Source organism: Stutzerimonas sp. FeSN7, assembly GCF_030263795.1.
Lineage (GTDB): Bacteria > Pseudomonadota > Gammaproteobacteria > Pseudomonadales > Pseudomonadaceae > Stutzerimonas > Stutzerimonas stutzeri.
This window is the reverse complement of record NZ_JARPMN010000001.1, coordinates 642,408-661,203: the sequence shown is the minus strand read 5'-3', so window position 1 is coordinate 661,203 and position 18,796 is coordinate 642,408. Positions and strand designations below refer to the sequence as shown.

The window sequence follows — 18,796 nt, the reverse complement described above, 5'->3', positions numbered from 1 at the left end:
CAGAGCGGCAAGGTCAAGCGTTTCAATCGATCGATACCTTGCGCAGCCTCAACGCGTTAAACACCACTGAGGCCGAACTCAGGCTCATCGCCAGCGCGGCGATAATCGGCGACAGCAGCAGGCCGGTCAGCGGGTAGAGCAGGCCTGCGGCCAGCGGGATGCCCAGAGCGTTATAGAGAAAAGCAAAGGTCAGGTTCTGGTGCATATTGCGCACGGTGGCCACTGACAGGCTCCTTGCGCGCAAGATGCCCAGCAGGTCGCCCTTGACCAGCGTGACTTGAGCGCTGTTCATCGCCACGTCGGTGCCGGTGCCCATGGCAATGCCGATATCGGCGCGCGCCAGGGCTGGGGCGTCGTTGACGCCGTCGCCGGCCATGGCCACGCGGTGCCCTTCTTGTTGCAGGGCGGCGGCCAAGCGTTCCTTGTCCTGTGGTTTGACCTCGCCGTGCACCTCTTCGATGCCTAGCTCGCGGGCCACTGCGCGAGCAGTAGTCAGGCCATCACCGGTGGCCATGATCACCCGCACGCCGTCTGCCTGCAGGCGCTCTACCGCCAGTTTCGACGTCGGTTTGATCGGATCAGCCACTGCCAGCAGACCAGCCAGGACGCCGTCCACCGCCAGGAACATGATGCTCACGCCTTCGCCGCGCAACTGTTCGGCCCGCGCACTGAGGGAGCTGGCATCCACGCCGGCATCATTCATCAGCGCGGTGTTGCCCAGTTGCAGGTGGTGGTCATCAACCTGGCCACGTACGCCGATGCCGGAGGCTGATTCGAATGTCTCGGCCGTGCTCAGTGCCAGGCCGTGCGCGCGGGCATGGTCGACGATGGCGTGGGCCAGGGGATGTTCGCTGCCCTGATCGAGGCTCGCTGCCAGGCGCAGCACCTCATCCGGAGTGAAACCAGGCGCCGCCTCTACACTGTGAAAGGCCGGGCGACCTTCAGTCAGGGTGCCCGTCTTGTCGACGATCAGCGTGTCAATCTTGCGCAAATTTTCGATGGCGCCCGCATCGCGGAACAGTACGCCGCTGCCGGCCGCCTTGCCGGTTGCGACCATTACCGACATTGGCGTGGCCAGGCCCAGGGCGCACGGGCAGGCAATGATCAGCACCGCCACCGCGTTGATCAAACCGAAGACCCAGCTCGGCTCCGGACCCCAAAGCCCCCAGACAAGGAAGGTTAGTATGGCGATAGCGATCACCACCATCACAAAGTAACCAGCAATAACATCAGCCAGTCGCTGCATCGGTGCTTTGGAGCGCTGCGCCTGGGCAACCATCTGCACGATCTGCGCAAGCATGGTCGAGCTGCCGACCTTCTGCGCCTGCATCACCAGACTGCCGTGGGCGTTAAGGGTGGCACCGATGAGACTGTCACCGACGTGCTTCATGATCGGCACCGGCTCGCCTGTCAGCATTGACTCGTCCACCGCGCTTTCGCCTTCCAGCACCAGACCGTCGACTGGCACCTTCTCTCCAGGGCGTACGCGTAGCCTATCGCCCGCATGAACATGGGTGAGCGGAATGTCGTCCTCTGTACCGTCGGGATTGATGCGTCGCGCGGTCTTCGGCGCCAGGCCGAGTAGTGACTTGATCGCCGCCGAGGTCTGCGAGCGTGCCTTCAGCTCGAGGAGCTGGCCGAGCAGAGTCAGTGAGATGATCACCGCCGCCGCCTCGAAGTACACGCCGATGCGCCCGTCTTGTACAAAGTCGGCAGGAAACACGCCTGGCGCCAGAGTGGCAACGACGCTGTACAGGTAGGCGGCGGCGGTGCCGAGGCCGATCAGCGTCCACATGTTCGGACTGCGCAGCACGAACGAGCGTACGCAGCGCTCGAAGAATGGCCAGCCAGCCCAAAGCACTACCGGAGTGGTCAGTACGAGCTCGACCCAGTTCTGCGTGGTGCCGTGGAACAGGTTCAGGGAATGCCCACCCATGGCCAGCACGGTGACGATCACCGTCAACGGCAGGGTCCACCAGAAGCGCCGAGAGAAGTCCTTAAGCTCCGGGTTCTCTTCTTCGTCTAGTTCCGGAATGACAGGCTCCAATGCCATACCGCAGATTGGGCAGCTTCCTGGTCCTGCCTGGCGAATCTCCGGATGCATCGGACAGATGTATTCGGTGCTAGGTCCGGACGGCGCTTGAGCTACATCTTGATGCTGCTCATGCGGCCGGCCGCTTGCGAACCGCTGAGGGGCAGCCTGGAATTTCTCCTGACACCTTGCGCTGCAAAAGCGATAAGTCTTTCCTTCGAAGGTCTCGTGATGAGGACTATCTGGCTTGACCGCCATTCCACACACCGGGTCGTACTGTTTACCGTTTTGATCGTGCGAATGGTTAGCCTGATGCCGGTCGTGGTTGCTGGAAGAATTGTGCATGCCATTTACTTCCTATCTTTGTCCTTGGAGACACGGGTGGGATTGGAATGGCCACCATGGTTGTGACCAAACAAATGGAGCAACGGGCAAAGCAGCAAGATTATGTATGGCAGTCCCTGCAAGAGATGACCGTAATGCTCGCGTGCCAAGTAGAAAAAACCGATTATTGCCAGCATTAAGAGCGCTACGCCGGGTCTAGTCTTCCAAAAAGATATTTCATTATTCCGATGAAGATGGCGGTGATACACGGCAGTGACCTCCAGTGCTGGTATTTTTAGTACGTTGCGTCAGCATGAGCCGCTCGTCCCGATAGATATAGCATGCCAACTAAGGAGATTAACGGATCCTCACCTTGCCGACCCTCCTTGCTTGATAGCCGACTGATGGATGTCGCGCCCAATCTAAGCATTGAAAGAAACTCCGTGCAGAGGAATGAATTAATTCACTTCAAGTTCAGAGGTGCGCACACTTAAATTACTATCTGTAAGGCTCGCCCGCCTGATCAGATCACCAAAAAAAAAAGGCGCCGTTGAGGCGCCATTAGGCCAAGGGAGCAATGTGGAAGGCCTGGAAAAACCAGCTGCTAGCATTCTTAGAGTCACTGCTCATATTTTGCTCGAACATAGATTCCGACTTATGTGAAACACTATCACCTCCGCCTGTCAGCGAGCTGATTTGTACGTTACATTTTTGTAAGCTTCTAGATGGCGGCCTCGTTAACCTGCACACTGAGTCGAAACAAACTTTCGGAATCTGCCTGCATGAAATTACTGGTCGCTGAAGACGAACCCAAAACTGGTTCTTACCTGCAACAAGGACTTACCGAAGCTGGATTTACCGTCGACCGGGTCACGACTGGCACAGATGCGCTCCAATATGCGCTGAGTGAGGTTTATGACCTTTTAATCCTTGACGTGATGATGCCAGGGTTAGATGGATGGGAGGTGCTACGCATGGTCAGATCAGCAGGGCACGAAATACCCGTACTGTTCTTGACCGCACGTGATGGCGTGGAAGACCGCGTCAAAGGCCTGGAGCTGGGCGCGGACGACTACCTGATTAAGCCGTTCGCGTTCTCCGAACTTCTGGCAAGGGTCCGGACATTGCTTCGCAGGGGCAGCGGCTCCCCCACCCAAACCACCGTGAAAATTTCAGATCTCGAAGTGGACCTGCTAAAGCGCCGCGCCGTTCGTGCTGGGAAGCGAATTGATCTGACGGCGAAGGAATTTTCACTGCTGGAATTGTTGATGCGCCGACGCGGCGAGGTGCTTCCGAAGTCTCTGATTGCATCTCAGGTATGGGATATGAACTTCGACAGCGACACCAACGTTATCGAGGTCGCGGTACGCCGTCTGCGCGCAAAAGTCGACGACGACTTCGAGCACAAACTGATCCATACCGTGCGTGGCATGGGCTATATGATGGATGCACCGGAGTGAGACTGCGTCACCTTTCGCTGACCGCCCGAATGAGTGTCATGTTCATGTCTGTGGTGGTTGTAGTTCTCACCATAGCTGGGCTGAGCTTCAATTTGCTTAGCCAGCATCACTTCGAAGTGTTGGATCGGCAGGCCTTGGTGGAGAAGCTCGAATCGACCAAGAAAATTTTCAATAACGTACGCAGCAGCGCAAACCTTGCTGAGGAGCTACCGCAGTTGCGAGCTCTGCTAGGTGCCCATCATGATTTAGCGGCGACCATCTTGAGCGAAGATGGCAGAGTGCTCTTTTCTGATCCCAAGACAGTCGACGTCCCGGAAAGCTATAGGGACGCAGAACAGCAGAATATGTGGGAATGGAAATATGCCGGCCGCCTGTATAGAGGATTGACTGCCCGAATCTCGGTAGCAGACCAGCCCGAACCACTTACAGCACTGTTGATTCTTGATGTCACTAACCACGCGCATTTCTTTCAGACTTTGCAGCGTTGGTTCGGCGTTGGATTAAGCGTCAGCGCTCTAATTAGTGCTGCGCTTGGCTGGATGGTAGTTAGAAGCGGTCTCAGGCCTCTGAGGCAAGTTACCCATCTCGCCGCATCGATGTCAGCAAGGTCGTTGCAGGAACGAATGCCGCTTGAACCGATACCGCTTGAGTTACAGCAATTGGTTCTGTCCTTCAATGCGATGTTAGATCGCTTGGAAGATGCCTTTGTTCGGCTTTCCAATTTCTCGGCGGACATTGCTCATGAACTGCGAACCCCTGTTAGCAACCTCATGACCCACACCGAGGTGGTGCTGACCAAAAAGCGGAATATTGATGCTTATGAGGAGAATCTTTACTCCAATCTAGAGGAGTTGAAGCGTATGTCACGCATTATTGACGACATGCTCTTTTTGGCCAAATCCGACAACGGCTTGATTATTCCCGAACAAGCGTCTATCGAACTAGCTGATGTCGTTGCTAAACTGCTTGCGTATTACCACTTAGTGGCTGACGAACGCGATATCCGTCTCTCAGTCTCAGGCGCAGGAAATGTGCTGGGAGATAAATTAATGATTGATAGAGCGGTCTCCAATTTGTTATCCAACGCGCTGCGTTACACCCCGGTAGGGGAAACTATTTCTGTAACGATTCACGAGGCGGAAAGAACGGTAACCCTCAGCGTCGAGAATCCCGGAGGGACGATCGAGCCCGAGCACCTGGACAAGCTCTTTTATCGCTTCTATCGGGTCGATCCTGCCCGGCGCGAGGGTAGTCCAAGCAACGCTGGCCTCGGCTTGGCTATTACCAGATCTATTGTTGAGGCCCATAAAGGCAGAATCTGGTGCACCTCATTAGACGGCGTGACGGGCTTTCACATGGAATTTCCCCGCCAATAATAAAATATCGAATAAAGGTAAATATTTTAAAATCAGCCGCATAGCGATCATAAGGGACCTTACACGATTGTAATGTTAACCATTGGAACGGACGAACTCTGAATATGTCGGATTTATGAGCTGCTAGAGGATCACCTCAGGCCAGCTCAAGACTATACGCTAAAATACGAACTTTGGAGGAAGTCATGACTGAAACAATGTTCAATAGCTGCATTCAAGCTTGTTCTAACTGCGCTCTAGTTTGCGAAGCATGCGCATCTGCCTGTTTACTTGAAGACGACGTACAAACGATGGCCCGTTGCATTGAGCTCGACAGAGATTGTGCTGACATATGTGCTCTGGCAGCCAGACTCATGAGTCGCCAGAGCGAGTTGGCTAAAGAGTTCTGTGCATTGTGTGCAAAAATTTGCCGAGCCTGCGGTGAAGAGTGTGCCAAGCATCAGATGGATCACTGCCAAGAGTGCGCGAAAGCCTGTATGATGTGCGCTGAGGAATGTGAACGTATGGCTGTATAACCAGCAAGCCGCTTTCCTGCCAAGATGGTATCTTATGGACTTGGTAGGAAAGCGCTTTTATTCAGTGGCAGGACACCTACGCTCTACCCACTGAAATGACGCCTTGGCTTCTATTGTTACTCTTGTGCAAAAAAAAGAATGCCATTTGAAAAATCAGTCATAAGCCAATCGTAACGATCATACAATTGGCTTATATCGTATTAATTCCCTTATAAATAATTAACCGTTATTGATGCCAACTGGCGCGCTACGGAACTCCACTGAGTGGACAACTCCATCAGGAGTACGAATTTTGATTTCGTATGGCTGCGCACGATAGCTTGGCCAGCCTAGAATACTATCTTCGCCCATTGGCGTCACACTTAGTACATCACCGCTTTCAAGAAGAACCTTTAAAGCCTGTCTACCCTCGACTGCAGCATAGTCATGCTGCATCGTTGAGTTTCTATCAACCTCAGCCATTGCGAAGGAGGAACTTACGGCTATGCCAACAGCAAGAACTGCCGCAAATTTTTTCATCGTTAACACCTCTTGGTCATTGATGTTGGATAGTTTAAAGGTGTCAACCTTACACAAAGCTGAGTCTTATATTACATTAATGCTAAGCGGAGCTTACGTGTGATGTGCTCTTAACCTCATCACTTGCACTGAAAAACAGCAGAAATTTTTGTTCGATGGCTGCTGCTCGTGGTCTTCAAATTCCGGCAGCAAGAAGCGGATACTCGAACAAGGCGTAGTTCCCCCAAGCGCAACAGAATCTCAAGACAACACTAGCATTTATGCCGTGAGCCAATTTATTCTAGGGATGGTCTGAAGTAGCCCTGTGTTTCCGGCCGACTTCTGCCCTTGCCAATTTTAGAAGCGGCGATTCGACCAAAATCGATCAAGTCATCCGCTCATTTCTGAGTTTTGAATCGCCCCTGGTTTCGTAGACACCTCCAAGCCTCATAATGAGGCCCATCAGGAGGTGCCATGAGCAACCAGCGTTACCCCGAAGAATTCAAGATCGAAGCGGTCAAGCAAGTCACCGAGCGCGGTTTGCGCGTTGCCGATGTGGCGGAGCGTCTAGGCGTGTCCGCGCACAGCCTGTACGCCTGGGTAAAGCGCTACAGCAAGCCCCAAGCACAGCGGCAGCAGGTAGATGATCAACAGGCCGAGCTGCGTCGCTTGCGCGCGGAACTCAAGCGGGTGACCGAAGAGCGAGACATCCTAAAAAAGGCCGCCGCGTACTTTGCCAAGGAGTCCGGCTGAAGTACGCCGTCATCAGCAAGCTGTCGGTGGAGTACCCGGTACGGCGTCTCTGCCAGACCCTCCAGGTACATCCCAGCGGTTACTACGCCTGGCTGGCCGAGCCGAAATCCGCACGCGAGAAGGAAGATCAGCGCCTGCTCGGATTGATCAAGCATGCCTGGCTGGAAAGCGGCGGGGTCTACGGCTACCGCAAGATCCACGACGACCTGCGTGAGCTGGGCGAGTCCTGTGGCCGGCACCGCGTGGCTCGCCTAATGCGGGTGGAGGGGCTGCGTTCGCAGACCGGTTATCGTCGGCGCCCCGGCTATTACGGCGGTAAGCCGACGGTGGCTTCGCCCAACGTAAGCGCTCCATAAACCCCGTCCTGGCGGACGGGTTTGTTTTCAGGAAGCAGAGGCAGAAGCTGGCGAGCAGTTCCACGGCAGCAGCGCTTCGTAGTCTTCGACGCTCTGTGCCGCAGGCAGGTGTTCAAGGATGTGGCGCAGCCAGGCGTAGGGCTCCTGCCCGTTGGCTTTCGCGGTTTCGATCAGGCTGTAGATCTGCGCGCTGGCCGTGGCACCCTTGGGCGTGTCGCTGAACAGCCAATTCTTGCGGCCGATGACGAACGGTCGGATGGCGTTCTCGGCGCGGTTGTTGTCGATCGGTAGATGCCCACCTTCGATGTAGCGCACCAGCCTGCTCCAGTTGCTGGCCAGGTAGTTCACCGCCTTGCCCAAGGCCGTCTGCCCAGCGACCTGCGGCTGGGTTTTGTCCAGCCAGGCCTTGAGTTGGTCGAGCAGCGGCTGGCTGCGTTGCTGGCGGACGGCCAGGCGTTCGCTGTCGTCGACCTCTTTAAGATCGCGCTCGATGCCGTAAAGCTTGTTGATCAGGTTCAGCGCCATGTCGGCACGGCCGGTCTTGCCCTTGGGCTGCACTTTCTGCGCCTCGACGAACTTGCGCCGCGCATGCGCCCAGCAGGCCAACCGCTCGATGCCCTCTTGCACGGCCACGGCGTTGTAGCCGGCGTAGTCGTCGGTCATCAGGTAGCCGCGGTAGCCATCGAGCAGGCGTAGCGGCACCTCCTGCGCACGGCTGGCTGTGTAGTCGAAAAGGATCACCGGCTTGTCCGGCGGCCCACCGCTTTGCACCCACATCCAGGATTGTGCCGAGGGGTCGCGTCCCGGTTCATGCAGCACCTGCAGACGCGTTTCGTCGCAGTGCAACACGGGGTATTCGAACAGTTTGTCGCGCATCAGGTTGAGCAGCGGTTGCAGTTGCTCGCCACTTTGGATCACCCAACGCGCCAGCGTCTGCCGTGGGATGTCGACGCCGTGGCGGCTGAGCATCCTCTCGAAGCGGTACAGCGGGATGCCGTCGGCGTACTTGGTGGTCAGCAGCATCGCCAATACGCTGGGGCTGGCCAGGCTCTTCTCGATCAGTTGGGCCGGCTTGTCGGCGATGACCGGCGCAGCTTCGCAGGCCTTGCAGGCATAGGTCTTGCGGATGTGGCGGATGACCCGCACCTGCATCGGGATGATCTCCAGCTGCTCGCTGGTCTCCTCGCCGATCACCTGCTTGCAGGCACCGCAGACGCAGGTGCGCTCATGCTCGGGCAGCTCATGGATGACCTCCACACGCGGCAGGTTGGCCGGCAGCGGCTTGCGTTTGCCACGGCGCTTGACCGGCGCAACGACTTCTTCGGCTTCGGCTTCGGCTGGCTCGGCGGCCAGCGCTTCGATCAGCTCTTCGGCCTCGTTGAACATGGCCAACTGCGGTGAGTCGGCATCTTCAGGGCTGCGCTCGGACTTGGGCGAGAACAGCTTGTGGCGCAGCAGGGCGACCTGTTCTTGAAGTTGTTCTATGCGAGCATCTTTCGCAGCCGCCTGTTCACTGGCCAGCAGCAGTAAATGCTCGAGCAGGATTGGGTCGTCAGGAAGGGATTCGGGCACGGCGATCATGGCCGTGGATTATACCAGGCGGCCGCGAAAACTGAGTGCAACACCTGACCTTTCCGGTACGGTGCTGCCCCTATGTCCTATTCCGAACTCAGCGTCGAAGAGCGCGCCATCATTCAACTCAGTCAAGCTCAAGGCTTCAGCCTGCGCGGCATTGCTCGCCTGATTGACAGGTCGCCCTCGACCATCAGCCGAGAGCTGAAGCGCAATCGAGGCAGTAGTGGTGCTTACTCGGCCCGCTGCGCCCAGCAACAGATGAACATTCGGCGCCAGGTTTGTCGCCCCAAGCGCAAGCTTGTGCCGGGCAGCGAGCGCTTCGAACTGGTGGCCCACATGCTGCGTAAGCGTTTGTCTCCCGAGCAGATTGCCGGCAAGCTGCGCAGCATGACCATACCCAACCTCAGAGATGCCTACGTCTGTCGTGAGACGATCTATAACGCGATCTATGCCTTGCCGGTCGGCGAGTTGCGCAAGGAGCTGATCGTCTGCCTGCGCCAAGGCAAGACGACGCGCCGGCCGCGCTCTGGTGGCGTGGATCGGCGCGGCCAGATCCCTGAGATGGTCAGCATTCATGTTCGCCCGCCAGAGATCGAAGACCGGCTGATGCCGGGGCATTGGGAGGGCGACCTGATCAAGGGTAAGGCCAACGCCTCGTCGGTAGGCACGTTGGTGGAGCGCACCAGTGGCTACCTGATGCTGATGAAGATGAACGACGCAACGGCGACCTCGGCGATGGAGGGCTTCAGTGCAGCGCTCAACAGCATGCCGCTGGCGATGCGCAAGAGCATGACCTACGACCAGGGCCGGGAGATGGCGCGGCATGCTGAAATCACCCAGCAGACAGGGGTCGCTATTTACTTCTGCGACCCGCACAGCCCCTGGCAGCGCGGTAGCAACGAAAACATCAACGGCCTGATCCGCCAGTACCTGCCCAAGGGGACTGACTTGTCGGTACACAGTCAAGAGCAATTGAATGCCATCGCCTTGGAGCTGAATATGCGCCCCCGTAAACGCTTCGATTTCAAGTGCCCGATCGAAGTCATGGGCGAGGTGATGCAGGAAGCCATGGCTATGCGGCATCATGCTCCAGCTTCAAATCAATAACCGTGTTGCACTCAGCTTCTGCAACCGCCCCAGCTCAGGTCACGAAGCGCGGCGTCAGTATCTGGTGCGGGCGGTTACGCCACAGGTCGATGCCGTCGAGCAGCCAGTTCAGTTCGTCGACCGTCAGCTCAATGGCCTCGTCACCGCCATCGGGTTTGGTCTTGAAGCGCTCGGCTTCCAGACGCTTGAGCCACAGGCAGAAGCCATTGCGCTCCCAGTAGAGAATCTTGACCTGGCTGCGGGTGCGATTGAGGAACACGAACAGCACCGGGTTGAACACTTCCACCTTGATGTCCAGCTCGACCAGCGCAGCCAGTCCGTTGATGGATTTGCGGAAGTCGACAGGCTTGGGATACAGATAAACCTTTTGGACCTTGGCGTCGGGACGCATCATGGGATGAACTCCAGAGAAAACAGGAGTTCAGCATCCGCTGATCTGCGGGCTATAGGCAGGTGGGGTTTATGGAGCGCTTACCGCCCAACCGCCTGGAGCGGCAGTTCAAGGTCAGCGAGCCGAACAAGGTCTGGGTCACCGACATCACCTACATCCGCACCTATGAGGGCTGGTTGTACTTGGCGGTGGTGCTGGATCTGTTTTCGCGCCAGGTGATCGGCTGGTCGATGAAACCACGGATGTGCAGCGACCTGGCCATCGATGCGTTGTTGATGGCGGTCTGGCGGCGCAAGCCCAGGCAGGAGGTGATGATCCACTCCGACCAGGGCAGCCAGTTCAGCAGCTCGGACTGGCAGAGCTTCCTAAAGGCCGACAACCTAATCAGCAGCATGAGTCGACGCGGTAACTGTCACGACAACGCGGTCGCGGAAAGCTTTTTCCAGTTGCTGAAGCAGGAGCGCATCCGACGGAAAACCTACGGCACTCGCGAAGAAGCCCGCAGTGATGTGTTCGATTACATCGAGATGTTCTATAACCCCAAGCGCCGCACCGCCTCGATTCCAACCGTCGTGATGCGCCCTTGCAGTTGCTCGCGAACGATTAGCCGCACTGATCCGGCCATCAATTCGTCCCCCTGACGAGCGCTGCCATCGAGTGCCTCCTTTATCAACTGATCCAGGGGTTGCCCCTTTTCCGCTGCCAGGTCGATACCGTAGGAATTCCACACATCTTCAACCTTGGTGCTGCCCTTGAGCCGGAGTTCAAGGTTTGGCAGATCGGTTCTTGACGCTTCTACCGCCTGGGAAAAAACGCAGTCAACGAAAGGCTGATTGTTTGGCTTGAGGACGACAAACAGATGATCACCGGCTTCAAGCCTGGTCGACCCTCGAGGCGGTATGACGGCCGACCCTCGCGTGATCATCGCCACGACTACGCCTTCGGGCAACGCCATCTGCGAGAGCAAACGGCCGGCGGCTCTCGCATCGTTACCGAGCGTGTATTCGACGATTTCCGCGTCGACATCGTGCAGTGACGAGATTTCGAGAGTCGCGGCGGGCGTCGCTGGTGGCTTCTCCGTCAGCCCCAGCTTGCGCGCGACGAGCGGGAGCGTAGAGCCCTGCACCGTCGCCGATAGCAGAACTACGAAGAACACAACATTGAAGATCAGGGGCGCATTAGGCAGTCCGAAAAGCAACGGGAAGATTGCCAGGATGATCGGCACCGAACCACGTAGGCCTACCCAGGAAACGAGTGCCGTCTCCCTGAGATTGAAGCCAAAAAGCGCAAGCATTGGTGCGACGGCCAGCGGCCTGGCCAGCAACACCAGGACCAGTGCAATCACCAACCCCTCGACCCACACATCGAGCAGCGAAACCGGATCGACGAGCAGGCCGAGGACTACGAACATGGTGATCTGGCTAAGCCATGCCAGGCCATCCATGAACAGGAAGGTGCTGCGCTGGAAAACGAATTTCTGGTTTCCGATCATCACGCCAGCGACGAAGATCGCCAGAAATCCGCTGCCGCCCAGATTCGCGGATACTCCATAGGCGAGCAATCCGCCGGCCGCAACAAGCACCGGATACAAGCCGGTCGCGACCAGTTTTATCCTGCTCAGCAACCTGAGTATCGACCATCCGACACCAAGCCCGACCAGCGCACCTATCCCCATCTGCATCAAAAACATCTGAAGCAGACCCCAGCCAAGCGGCATGCTGTTAACCAGCACCTCCAACAAGCCCACCGTCAGAAAGATGGCCATGGGGTCGTTGGACGCGCTTTCAATCTCCAGCACCGACTTGAGCCGCTGATTGATGTGAATTCCGGCGTTTCGCAAGAGAGAAAATACGGCTGCAGCATCGGTCGAGCCGATGATCGCACCCAGCAACATGCCTTCCAGAACTGGAAGCTCAAGCATCCAGGCAGCTGCGAGCCCCGCGATTGCGGCCGTTGCGAGTACCCCAACTGTTGCCAGCAGAGACGCTGGCTTCCAAACCTTCCTTATGGACGAAACGGGCGTTTGCAGGCCGCCGTCAAAAAGGATAAGCGCCAAAGCCAGGGTGCCGAGGGCATGCGCGGCAACGGCATTATCAAAAACGATCCCGCCGATACCGTTCTCACCTGCAAGCATGCCGGTGATCAGGAACAACACGAGCACCGGCAGCCCCAGACGGGCCGACAGTTTGCTGGAGAGCACACCGAACAGGATCAGTACTGCTGCCAGCAGCAATAGCTTGTCAATTGCAAACACCGAAGGTCCTTAATTATCTATGCACCGCATTTCTCGCGAGCAGACGCAACGTCGTGATAAGCCGGCGAGCCGACCACACCGCCGGATCAGGTCAGTTGTAGCTCAGGAGTAAAAAGCGCTCATTTTGAGCGATGTTCGATACCTAGCGGTCGAATCGATTTCATGCCAGATGTTGCGAGGCCTTTCTCGCGCAATGCCAAATGGTCACCCTAGAGGTTCGACAATTGATCTTTGAGCAAGTCGTTTTATTGATTGCCACTGGTTTCGGGCTGGGGTCTTTACCCTGGGTGCCTGGAACCTTCGGATCACTGCTGGGGATACCACTGGCGTGGTGGCTCTGGGGGCAGGCGCTGACAAGGCAACTGCTGGTCATCACCGCGCTGCTGGCGGTCGGCGTTCCGCTGTGTCACTGGGCCTCGCGTTGGCTTGGAGGCGGTGATGCCGCGCAGATCGTTGCCGACGAGTACTTCGCCTTTCCACTGGTTTTTTTGGGAGTGGCCACAACCCATCGATGGTGGCTACTAGGTGCGGGATTCGCACTGTATAGGCTTTTCGATATCACCAAACCGCCCCCCATTGATTTCGTCGAAACCATTGGTGGTGGCTTGGGTATCGTTTTTTAAGACGTGCTGGCCGCGCTATTGGCTTGGCTCGTTCTGCGTGGGACACAAGCAGTTTGGAGACGCCCGTAGCTCCAGCTCAAAGTCACCCCTACCGACAGTGATTCTAGGCCCAGTCACTCCGCTGCTGTCTGAAACGTTGCATAGGCCAAGATGCTCTCGGCTACAGGTCGACACCTCGTGTGCTGCTTTCTAGGACGACCCACTGGTCGGCTGTCATGAAACAGGTCCAACCTGCATCAGGTCAGTGTATACCGGTAGCGGCCGGTCGGGCCGCAGGCTCTCTGGAGATTTCGATGTCGAAAAAGGCACTGACCCCGCCCTCTGCGGCCTTGCATTTCAATCCATTACGCGTGCAACTCGAACGGCTACGTAACGAGATGACGAGCGACGCCTGCCTGGCATCGCTGAAAAATATCCAGGTTCATGAGTGCTACAGGCAAAGCGCCGAGAACCTGCTGCAGTACCTATGTCTTCGTCGCCATGACCTGCGCGAGTTACAAGCGCAGCTTGCCGAGATCGGTTTGTCGTCCTTGGGCCGCGCCGAGGCGGCAATACTCGCAGCTGTGACATCGGTGATGGGCGTGTTGCAGCGGCTCGAAGAGCCGAATACCCAAGAGCCCAAGGCCCCTGAGCGTGGTCTCCACGAGGGTGAGCGTCTATTGGCGGCTCACGCCGACGCGCTGTTTGGAAAGGCCCGTGGCACGCGCTCGATTCGAATCATGGTCACCCTCCCCTCTGAAGCGGCGCACAACCGCGACCTCATCGAAGCGTTGATCAAGGAAGGCATGGATTGCGCGCGCATCAACTGCGCACACGATGACCCAGACAGCTGGCGTGCGATGATCGAGCATGTTCGTGCAGCGGAGAAAGCGCTTGGGCGCGAATGCAAGGTAGCGCTCGATCTCGCTGGGCCCAAGTTACGCACAGGCCCTATCGCAACGGCGCCAGGTGTAAAAAAGGTACGGCCCACGCGTGATTGCTATGGGCAAGTCATCAGCCCCGCCCACGTTCGTATTACCTGGGCGACGGCAGCCATAAACGAGTCCGATACCGACCCATGCTTGATGGTTACAAGCGATAAAGCGCTGGCAGTCCGTGCTGGCGATACGCTTAGGTTACGCGATGCGCGCGGCTCGAAACGAAAGATGAAGGTCATCGCGTCTGATGAGGAGGGGTGCCTGGCGGAGCTGAAGAAAACGGCCTACTTCACAGACGGCAGGCAGATCAAACAGCGTCGGGCAGGCAAGACACTGGGACGAATGCGCGTTACTGGCTTGCCGCCGCGCGAGCAGCATTTGACCCTGCGGGTTGGCGACCTGTTGGCGCTGACCGCTGACGACCAACCTATCGATCCACCGAGCAACGACAATGCCGAGACCGCAAGGATAGGCTGCACACTACCGCACGTATTGGCGGCGGTCGCAGCGGGCGACCCTGTTTGGTTCGACGATGGCAAAATTGGGGCGCGGGTGGAGAAAGCGTCTGCCGATGCGCTGATCTTGCGCATTACCCAAATCGCACATGCAAGCGGCCGCGCCAAGCTGGCAAGTGACAAGGGCATCAACTTCCCAGACAACGCCCTCCCAGTCCGAGCACCGACCGAGGACGATATTGAAACACTGGCGTTTGCGGCGAAACACGCCGATATCGTTCAGATGTCGTTCGCAAACAGCGCCGAAGACGTGATTGAATTGATTGATCATTTGGAACGACTGGACGCGACGCACCTTGGAGTAGTGTTGAAAATCGAGACCCGTGCCGGATTCGAAAACCTGCCCAAGATGCTGCTCGCCGGCATGCGATTGCCACGATTTGGCGTCATGATCGCCCGGGGCGACCTGGCCGTAGAGACCGGTTTCGAACGTTTGGCCGAAATTCAGGAAGAGATGCTGTGCCTGTGTGAGGCAGCCCATGTACCAGTGATATGGGCAACCCAGGTTCTTGAAAGCCTGGCTAAGAAGGGAGCGCCGGCGCGCTCAGAAATTACCGATGCAGCCATGAGCGTTCGTGCTGAGTGCGTAATGCTCAACAAGGGGCCATACATTCTTAAGGCGGTGACAACCCTCAATGACGTGCTGCGCCGCATGCGGGAGCATCGCGCGAAGAAACGGGACTTACTTCGCTCGTTGCAAGTGGCTGGGCGGCAGGATGCAACCGGGGCGCTAAGCTGAAGGCTGCTGAAGGAAGGTGTCGCGGTCACTGGCAATGGTGTTCAGCAGTGCTTTTCTTCGAGTTATCACCCGTCTGCCACTCGTATCTGCAGGCCCCATCCCACCCATATGGACGGGATTTGACAGCACTTGGCTCGCCGATACTCGACAGCAACCTGCGGGCTCGTCCGGCTTTTTGGTTACGCCGCATGCGCGACCGGACCCGGTTCTCCCACCTGCGTTTTGGACTTCGCAGAGCGTGGAGACGCATCGAGCAAAAGTTGGAAGAGCGGCGTTCGAGGGTAGCCGACTGAGAGGTATGAGCGTGGCTGTGGAAGGAGCACCAGCCGGGCGAGCCGATTGACGCTGGCTTGCTTCGCTTCGAGCGTGCGGGCCCCGTCGCGACCCAGGAGACACTTATCTTTGACGCACTAAACCACAGCGCATCGCGACACTCGCTGGTTGTCGCCCCCCTGCTTTGTAGGCGCCCCCAAATCTCAAAGTAAAACCTTGTTGAATGTCCGGTTCTGGCCGGTTAGCGACCACTTCTCAGGCTAGCCATGCTTGTCCTCCCACATGTGGAGGACTTGCCATGAACATCACTGCTACCTGCACCCGCCGGCCCTGGAACAAAGGAAAGTTGGTCGGACAGAAAACCCCGCTCCGGCTGAGAGATATCTGGGCCATCCGAGTAAGGCTTCAGCTTGCAGAACGAACCCGGGATCTGGCTTTGTTCGATCTGGCCATCGACAGCAAGCTTCGAGCCTGCGACTTAACCAAGCTCCGTGTATGCGACGTTGCTCATGGCGAGCATGTGTCATCACGAGCAATGGTTATGCAGCAGAAAACGAAGCGACCAGTGCAGTTCGAAATTACTGAGCAAACACGGTCTGCTCTCGCGGCCTGGATACACCAAGCCCAGCTCCGTAGCCAGGACTGCCTTTTCCCGAGCAGGCTGCACACCTCAGACCATCTATCCACTCGTCAATACGCTCGTATCGTCAAAGGCTGGGTGCAAGCCATTGGCCTTGATCCGGCCATGTATGGCACTCACACAATGAGACGTACAAAGGCATCACTGATCTATCGCAGGACAAAGAACTTGCGGGCCGTTCAACTTCTGCTTGGCCATACGAAGCTGGAGAGCACCGTTCGATATCTTGGGATTGAGGTCGACGACGCCTTGGAAATGGCAGAGCAGACCGAGGTTTGACCATGTATAGCGACGGTCGAAGTCAGGCCGTCGCTAACCGGCCAGAAGCGGAAGCTGGCGACAGTGCATCGGGTGCCATGTTGTAGCCATCTGTCGATGGCAGCTTGCTGCAGACTGGTTTGTAGCACCTGTTGACAGCCTGCTGCCCCAGATTGATTAATAGCGGCAGATGAAAGCGCTTTACCGACTTGCCTTAACGTTAGAGAAGAGATTGAAGGCAAACTCGGGCTTTCTTGCGGCCTCTCCGCATGCTCTAACCACTCCAATTTGAATGGATGGTTTTCGCATGCCTGTTCGTCAGACATATCTATGCCTGTTAATCCTCGGAACCGCGTTCTGGGGGATTTCGTTTGCCTTCACCAAAGTGGGTGTTGCGGACGGGCCACCCTTCGTATTCCTGGGGTACAAGTTCGCACTCGCTACGCTAGTGCTTTGCGTGATCTTTTTCAGACGGCTGAAACTGATCAACAAAAAAACGCTCCTGGCCGGCGTGGCCATAGGTCTACCCTTGTGTTTGGGTAACATTTTCCAGACTGTCGGGCTTCAGCACACCAGCATCACCAACACCGCCTTCATCACTGGCCTGGATGTATTGCTCATCCCGGTCTTCAAGTGGGCTCTCTTTCGGAAGCGCGTCGAGCCTCGAATCTGGCTCTGCTGCGCCGTCGCGCTGACAGGGCTCTATCTGATCGTTACGAGGGCCGGGCTTACTCTGAATCCAGGTGACATCTGGATCATGTGCTGTGCAGTCTTTTTTGCCGCATATGTGCTCACGGTTGGCTTCTTCTCGCATAAGTACGACTCGATGCTTATGAATCACCCCGGGTTTCGTGGAGGCCTCAACTCTTGAGAAGATGAGGCCATGAGAAAGACTACTACCTACTCCCCTGAAGTCCGTGAGCGTGCTGTGCGCATGGTTCTGGAACACCTGAACGACTATCCGTCCGAGTGGGCAGCCATTGAGGCCATCGCTCCGAAGATTGGCTGTGCCGCGCAAACCCTGCATGGCTGGATTCGTCGCCAGCAGACCGATGCGGGGCAGCGCCCCGGTCAGACCAGTGAAGAGCGCGAGCGCATCAGAGCCCTAGAGCGCGAAAACCGCGAACTGCGTAAGGCAAACGAGATATTGCGCCTGGCCAGTGCGTATTTTGCCCAGGCGGAGCTCGACCGCCGCACCAAGTCCTGAGGGCGTTTGTCGATCAGCATCGTGACCGTCTCGGGGTCGAGTCGATCTGCCGCGTGTTGCAGATCGCCCCGTCCGGTTACCGCAGGCACGTGGCTCAACAGCGCAACCCGGCACTGCGCTGTTGTCGTGCTCAGCGCGATGACGCATTGACCCTGGAAATCCAGCGAGTGTGGGATGCCAATATGCAGTGCTATGGCGCGGTGAAGGTCTGGAAGCAGCTGCGGCGAGAAGGCATCGAGGTCGCCAGATGCACGGTGGAGCGGTTAATGCGTCGGGCCGGATTGCAGGGCATTAGACGTGGCCAGATCGTGCAGACAACGGTGGCCGGCGACAAGGCCCTTTGCCCGCTGGATCGTGTCCAACGCCAGTTCCATGCCGACCGCCCGAACCAGTTGTGGGTGTCGGACTTCACCTATGTATCGACCTGGCAGGGCTGGCTGTACGTGGCGTTCGTGATCGACGTCTTTGCACGGCGGATCGTCGGCTGGCGAGTCAGTACCAGCATGAAGACAGACTTCGTACTGGATGCCCTGGAGCAGGCCCTGTACGCCCGCCAGCCACACCGTACCGGTGGTCTGATCCATCACAGCGACCGTGGAAGCCAGTACGTCTCGATCCGCTATACCGAACGGCTGGCAGAGGCCGGCATTGAGCCTTCGGTTGGCAGCAAGGGAGACAGCTACGACAACGCCTTGGCCGAAACCATCAACGGGTTGTACAAGGCCGAGCTGATTTACCGTCAGTCATGGAAGAGCCGCGAAGCCGTCGAAATGGCGACTTTGAAATGGGTGCACTGGTACAACCACCAACGCCTGCTGAGCTCAATCGGATATATCCCGCCTGCGGAGGCTGAGGCAAACTTCCACCAGCAACAAGCAGGTCAGGCCATGGCGGCCTGACTTAAACGAAACGGCCTCCACAAAACCCGGGGCGATTCAGAATCTAATGTGTGGAGGCACTGAAGCCGGTCAAATAGTCACTTG

At 57.2% G+C, this 18,796-nt stretch carries 15 protein-coding genes, 2 pseudogenes and 1 other annotated feature; of the genes and pseudogenes, 11 read left to right on the top strand and 6 right to left on the bottom strand.

The window, feature by feature from the left end; translation table 11 throughout:
• Positions 1-22: 22 nt before the first annotated feature.
• A complete protein-coding gene (locus P5703_RS02990) occupies positions 23-2,377 on the bottom strand; it encodes a heavy metal translocating P-type ATPase (RefSeq protein ID WP_279947431.1) in 2,355 nt (784 codons plus the stop codon).
• A 5-nt stretch (positions 2,378-2,382) separates the two neighbouring features.
• Positions 2,383-2,553: a DUF2933 domain-containing protein gene (locus P5703_RS02985; protein ID WP_080505060.1), complete on the bottom strand. Its 171-nt coding sequence runs from the start codon at positions 2,551-2,553 to the stop codon at positions 2,383-2,385.
• Between the two features lie 585 nt (positions 2,554-3,138).
• On the opposite strand from P5703_RS02985, the gene P5703_RS02980 reads away from it, so the two are divergent.
• From P5703_RS02980 to P5703_RS02970, 3 genes are all read left to right on the top strand, one after another.
• The gene (locus P5703_RS02980; RefSeq protein WP_003292145.1) at positions 3,139-3,816 is read left to right on the top strand and encodes a heavy metal response regulator transcription factor; all 678 of its coding nucleotides are present in this window, start codon (positions 3,139-3,141) and stop codon (positions 3,814-3,816) included.
• Positions 3,813-5,192: a heavy metal sensor histidine kinase gene (locus tag P5703_RS02975; RefSeq protein WP_031323825.1), complete on the top strand. Its 1,380-nt coding sequence runs from the start codon at positions 3,813-3,815 to the stop codon at positions 5,190-5,192. Before P5703_RS02980 ends, P5703_RS02975 begins: the two co-directional genes overlap by 4 nt.
• A gap of 185 nt (positions 5,193-5,377) precedes the next feature.
• The gene (locus P5703_RS02970; RefSeq protein WP_285585495.1) at positions 5,378-5,707 is read left to right on the top strand and encodes a four-helix bundle copper-binding protein; all 330 of its coding nucleotides are present in this window, start codon (positions 5,378-5,380) and stop codon (positions 5,705-5,707) included.
• Between the two features lie 219 nt (positions 5,708-5,926).
• Here the strand turns inward: P5703_RS02970 and P5703_RS02965 are convergent, their stop codons facing one another.
• Complete coding sequence (locus P5703_RS02965; protein WP_085987739.1) at positions 5,927-6,226, bottom strand: hypothetical protein; 300 nt, start codon at positions 6,224-6,226, stop codon at positions 5,927-5,929.
• A gap of 453 nt (positions 6,227-6,679) precedes the next feature.
• Between P5703_RS02965 and P5703_RS02960 the strand changes: the two are divergent.
• Positions 6,680-7,299: pseudogene (locus tag P5703_RS02960) on the top strand (IS3 family transposase); the annotation flags it as partial.
• Between the two features lie 42 nt (positions 7,300-7,341).
• Here the strand turns inward: P5703_RS02960 and tnpC are convergent.
• Positions 7,342-8,895, bottom strand: a complete 1,554-nt coding sequence (gene tnpC / locus P5703_RS02955; protein ID WP_285585493.1) for an IS66 family transposase — start codon at positions 8,893-8,895, stop codon at positions 7,342-7,344.
• A 72-nt stretch (positions 8,896-8,967) separates the two neighbouring features.
• On the opposite strand from tnpC, the gene P5703_RS02950 reads away from it, so the two are divergent.
• The gene (locus P5703_RS02950; protein WP_019818564.1) at positions 8,968-9,996 is read left to right on the top strand and encodes an IS30 family transposase; all 1,029 of its coding nucleotides are present in this window, start codon (positions 8,968-8,970) and stop codon (positions 9,994-9,996) included.
• Between the two features lie 34 nt (positions 9,997-10,030).
• Here the strand turns inward: P5703_RS02950 and tnpB are convergent, their stop codons facing one another.
• Positions 10,031-10,390, bottom strand: a complete 360-nt coding sequence (tnpB, locus tag P5703_RS02945; protein WP_023098947.1) for an IS66 family insertion sequence element accessory protein TnpB — start codon at positions 10,388-10,390, stop codon at positions 10,031-10,033.
• A gap of 83 nt (positions 10,391-10,473) precedes the next feature.
• On the opposite strand from tnpB, the pseudogene P5703_RS02940 reads away from it, so the two are divergent.
• Positions 10,474-11,028, top strand: a pseudogene (locus P5703_RS02940) (IS3 family transposase); the annotation flags it as partial.
• On the opposite strand, the gene P5703_RS02935 reads toward P5703_RS02940, so the two are convergent.
• Entirely contained in the window at positions 10,920-12,641 is a 1,722-nt protein-coding gene (locus tag P5703_RS02935; protein WP_020307703.1) for a potassium/proton antiporter, read from the bottom strand. The pseudogene P5703_RS02940 and the gene P5703_RS02935 overlap by 109 nt on opposite strands.
• A 200-nt stretch (positions 12,642-12,841) precedes the next feature.
• Here P5703_RS02935 and P5703_RS02930 point away from each other — a divergent pair, with 200 nt between their 5' ends.
• The 5 genes from P5703_RS02930 to P5703_RS02910 all read left to right on the top strand — a co-directional run bounded on the left by P5703_RS02930 (position 12,842) and on the right by P5703_RS02910 (position 18,712).
• On the top strand, positions 12,842-13,264 hold the full coding sequence (locus tag P5703_RS02930) for a phosphatidylglycerophosphatase A family protein (protein ID WP_020307702.1): 423 nt from the start codon (positions 12,842-12,844) through the stop codon (positions 13,262-13,264).
• A 293-nt stretch (positions 13,265-13,557) separates the two neighbouring features.
• Positions 13,558-15,435: a pyruvate kinase gene (locus P5703_RS02925; protein WP_011914445.1), complete on the top strand. Its 1,878-nt coding sequence runs from the start codon at positions 13,558-13,560 to the stop codon at positions 15,433-15,435.
• 571 nt (positions 15,436-16,006) lie between these two features.
• Complete coding sequence (locus P5703_RS02920; protein WP_003152807.1) at positions 16,007-16,627, top strand: tyrosine-type recombinase/integrase; 621 nt, start codon at positions 16,007-16,009, stop codon at positions 16,625-16,627.
• A 286-nt stretch (positions 16,628-16,913) separates the two neighbouring features.
• Positions 16,914-17,477 carry a DMT family transporter gene (locus P5703_RS02915; protein WP_285585484.1) on the top strand — a complete coding sequence of 188 codons (564 nt, stop codon included), beginning with the start codon at positions 16,914-16,916 and terminating at the stop codon, positions 17,475-17,477.
• 12 nt (positions 17,478-17,489) lie between these two features.
• Positions 17,490-18,712, top strand: a protein-coding gene (locus tag P5703_RS02910) for an IS3-like element ISPst4 family transposase (RefSeq protein WP_085987735.1) whose coding sequence is annotated in 2 segments (ribosomal slippage) — positions 17,490-17,775 and positions 17,775-18,712 — 1,224 coding nt in all. Because the reading frame shifts where the segments join, the coding sequence is not laid out codon by codon here.
• Positions 17,768-17,884: a sequence feature (AL1L pseudoknot), on the top strand. It overlaps the preceding gene by 117 nt.
• Positions 18,713-18,796: the final 84 nt, after the last annotated feature.

What these genes read in the sequence shown, in the direction of transcription:
- P5703_RS02990 (WP_279947431.1), bottom strand. Translation starts at nt 2,377, where the DNA reads ATGCACAATTCTTCCAGCAACCACGACCGGCATCAGGCTAACCATTCG.
- P5703_RS02985 (WP_080505060.1), bottom strand. Translation starts at nt 2,553, where the DNA reads ATGCTGGCAATAATCGGTTTTTTCTACTTGGCACGCGAGCATTACGGT.
- P5703_RS02980 (WP_003292145.1), top strand. Translation starts at nt 3,139, where the DNA reads ATGAAATTACTGGTCGCTGAAGACGAACCCAAAACTGGTTCTTACCTG.
- P5703_RS02970 (WP_285585495.1), top strand. Translation starts at nt 5,378, where the DNA reads ATGACTGAAACAATGTTCAATAGCTGCATTCAAGCTTGTTCTAACTGC.
- P5703_RS02965 (WP_085987739.1), bottom strand. Translation starts at nt 6,226, where the DNA reads ATGAAAAAATTTGCGGCAGTTCTTGCTGTTGGCATAGCCGTAAGTTCC.
- tnpC (WP_285585493.1), bottom strand. Translation starts at nt 8,895, where the DNA reads ATGATCGCCGTGCCCGAATCCCTTCCTGACGACCCAATCCTGCTCGAG.
- P5703_RS02950 (WP_019818564.1), top strand. Translation starts at nt 8,968, where the DNA reads ATGTCCTATTCCGAACTCAGCGTCGAAGAGCGCGCCATCATTCAACTC.
- tnpB (WP_023098947.1), bottom strand. Translation starts at nt 10,390, where the DNA reads ATGATGCGTCCCGACGCCAAGGTCCAAAAGGTTTATCTGTATCCCAAG.
- P5703_RS02930 (WP_020307702.1), top strand. Translation starts at nt 12,842, where the DNA reads ATGGTCACCCTAGAGGTTCGACAATTGATCTTTGAGCAAGTCGTTTTA.
- P5703_RS02925 (WP_011914445.1), top strand. Translation starts at nt 13,558, where the DNA reads ATGTCGAAAAAGGCACTGACCCCGCCCTCTGCGGCCTTGCATTTCAAT.
- P5703_RS02920 (WP_003152807.1), top strand. Translation starts at nt 16,007, where the DNA reads ATGAACATCACTGCTACCTGCACCCGCCGGCCCTGGAACAAAGGAAAG.
- P5703_RS02915 (WP_285585484.1), top strand. Translation starts at nt 16,914, where the DNA reads ATGCCTGTTCGTCAGACATATCTATGCCTGTTAATCCTCGGAACCGCG.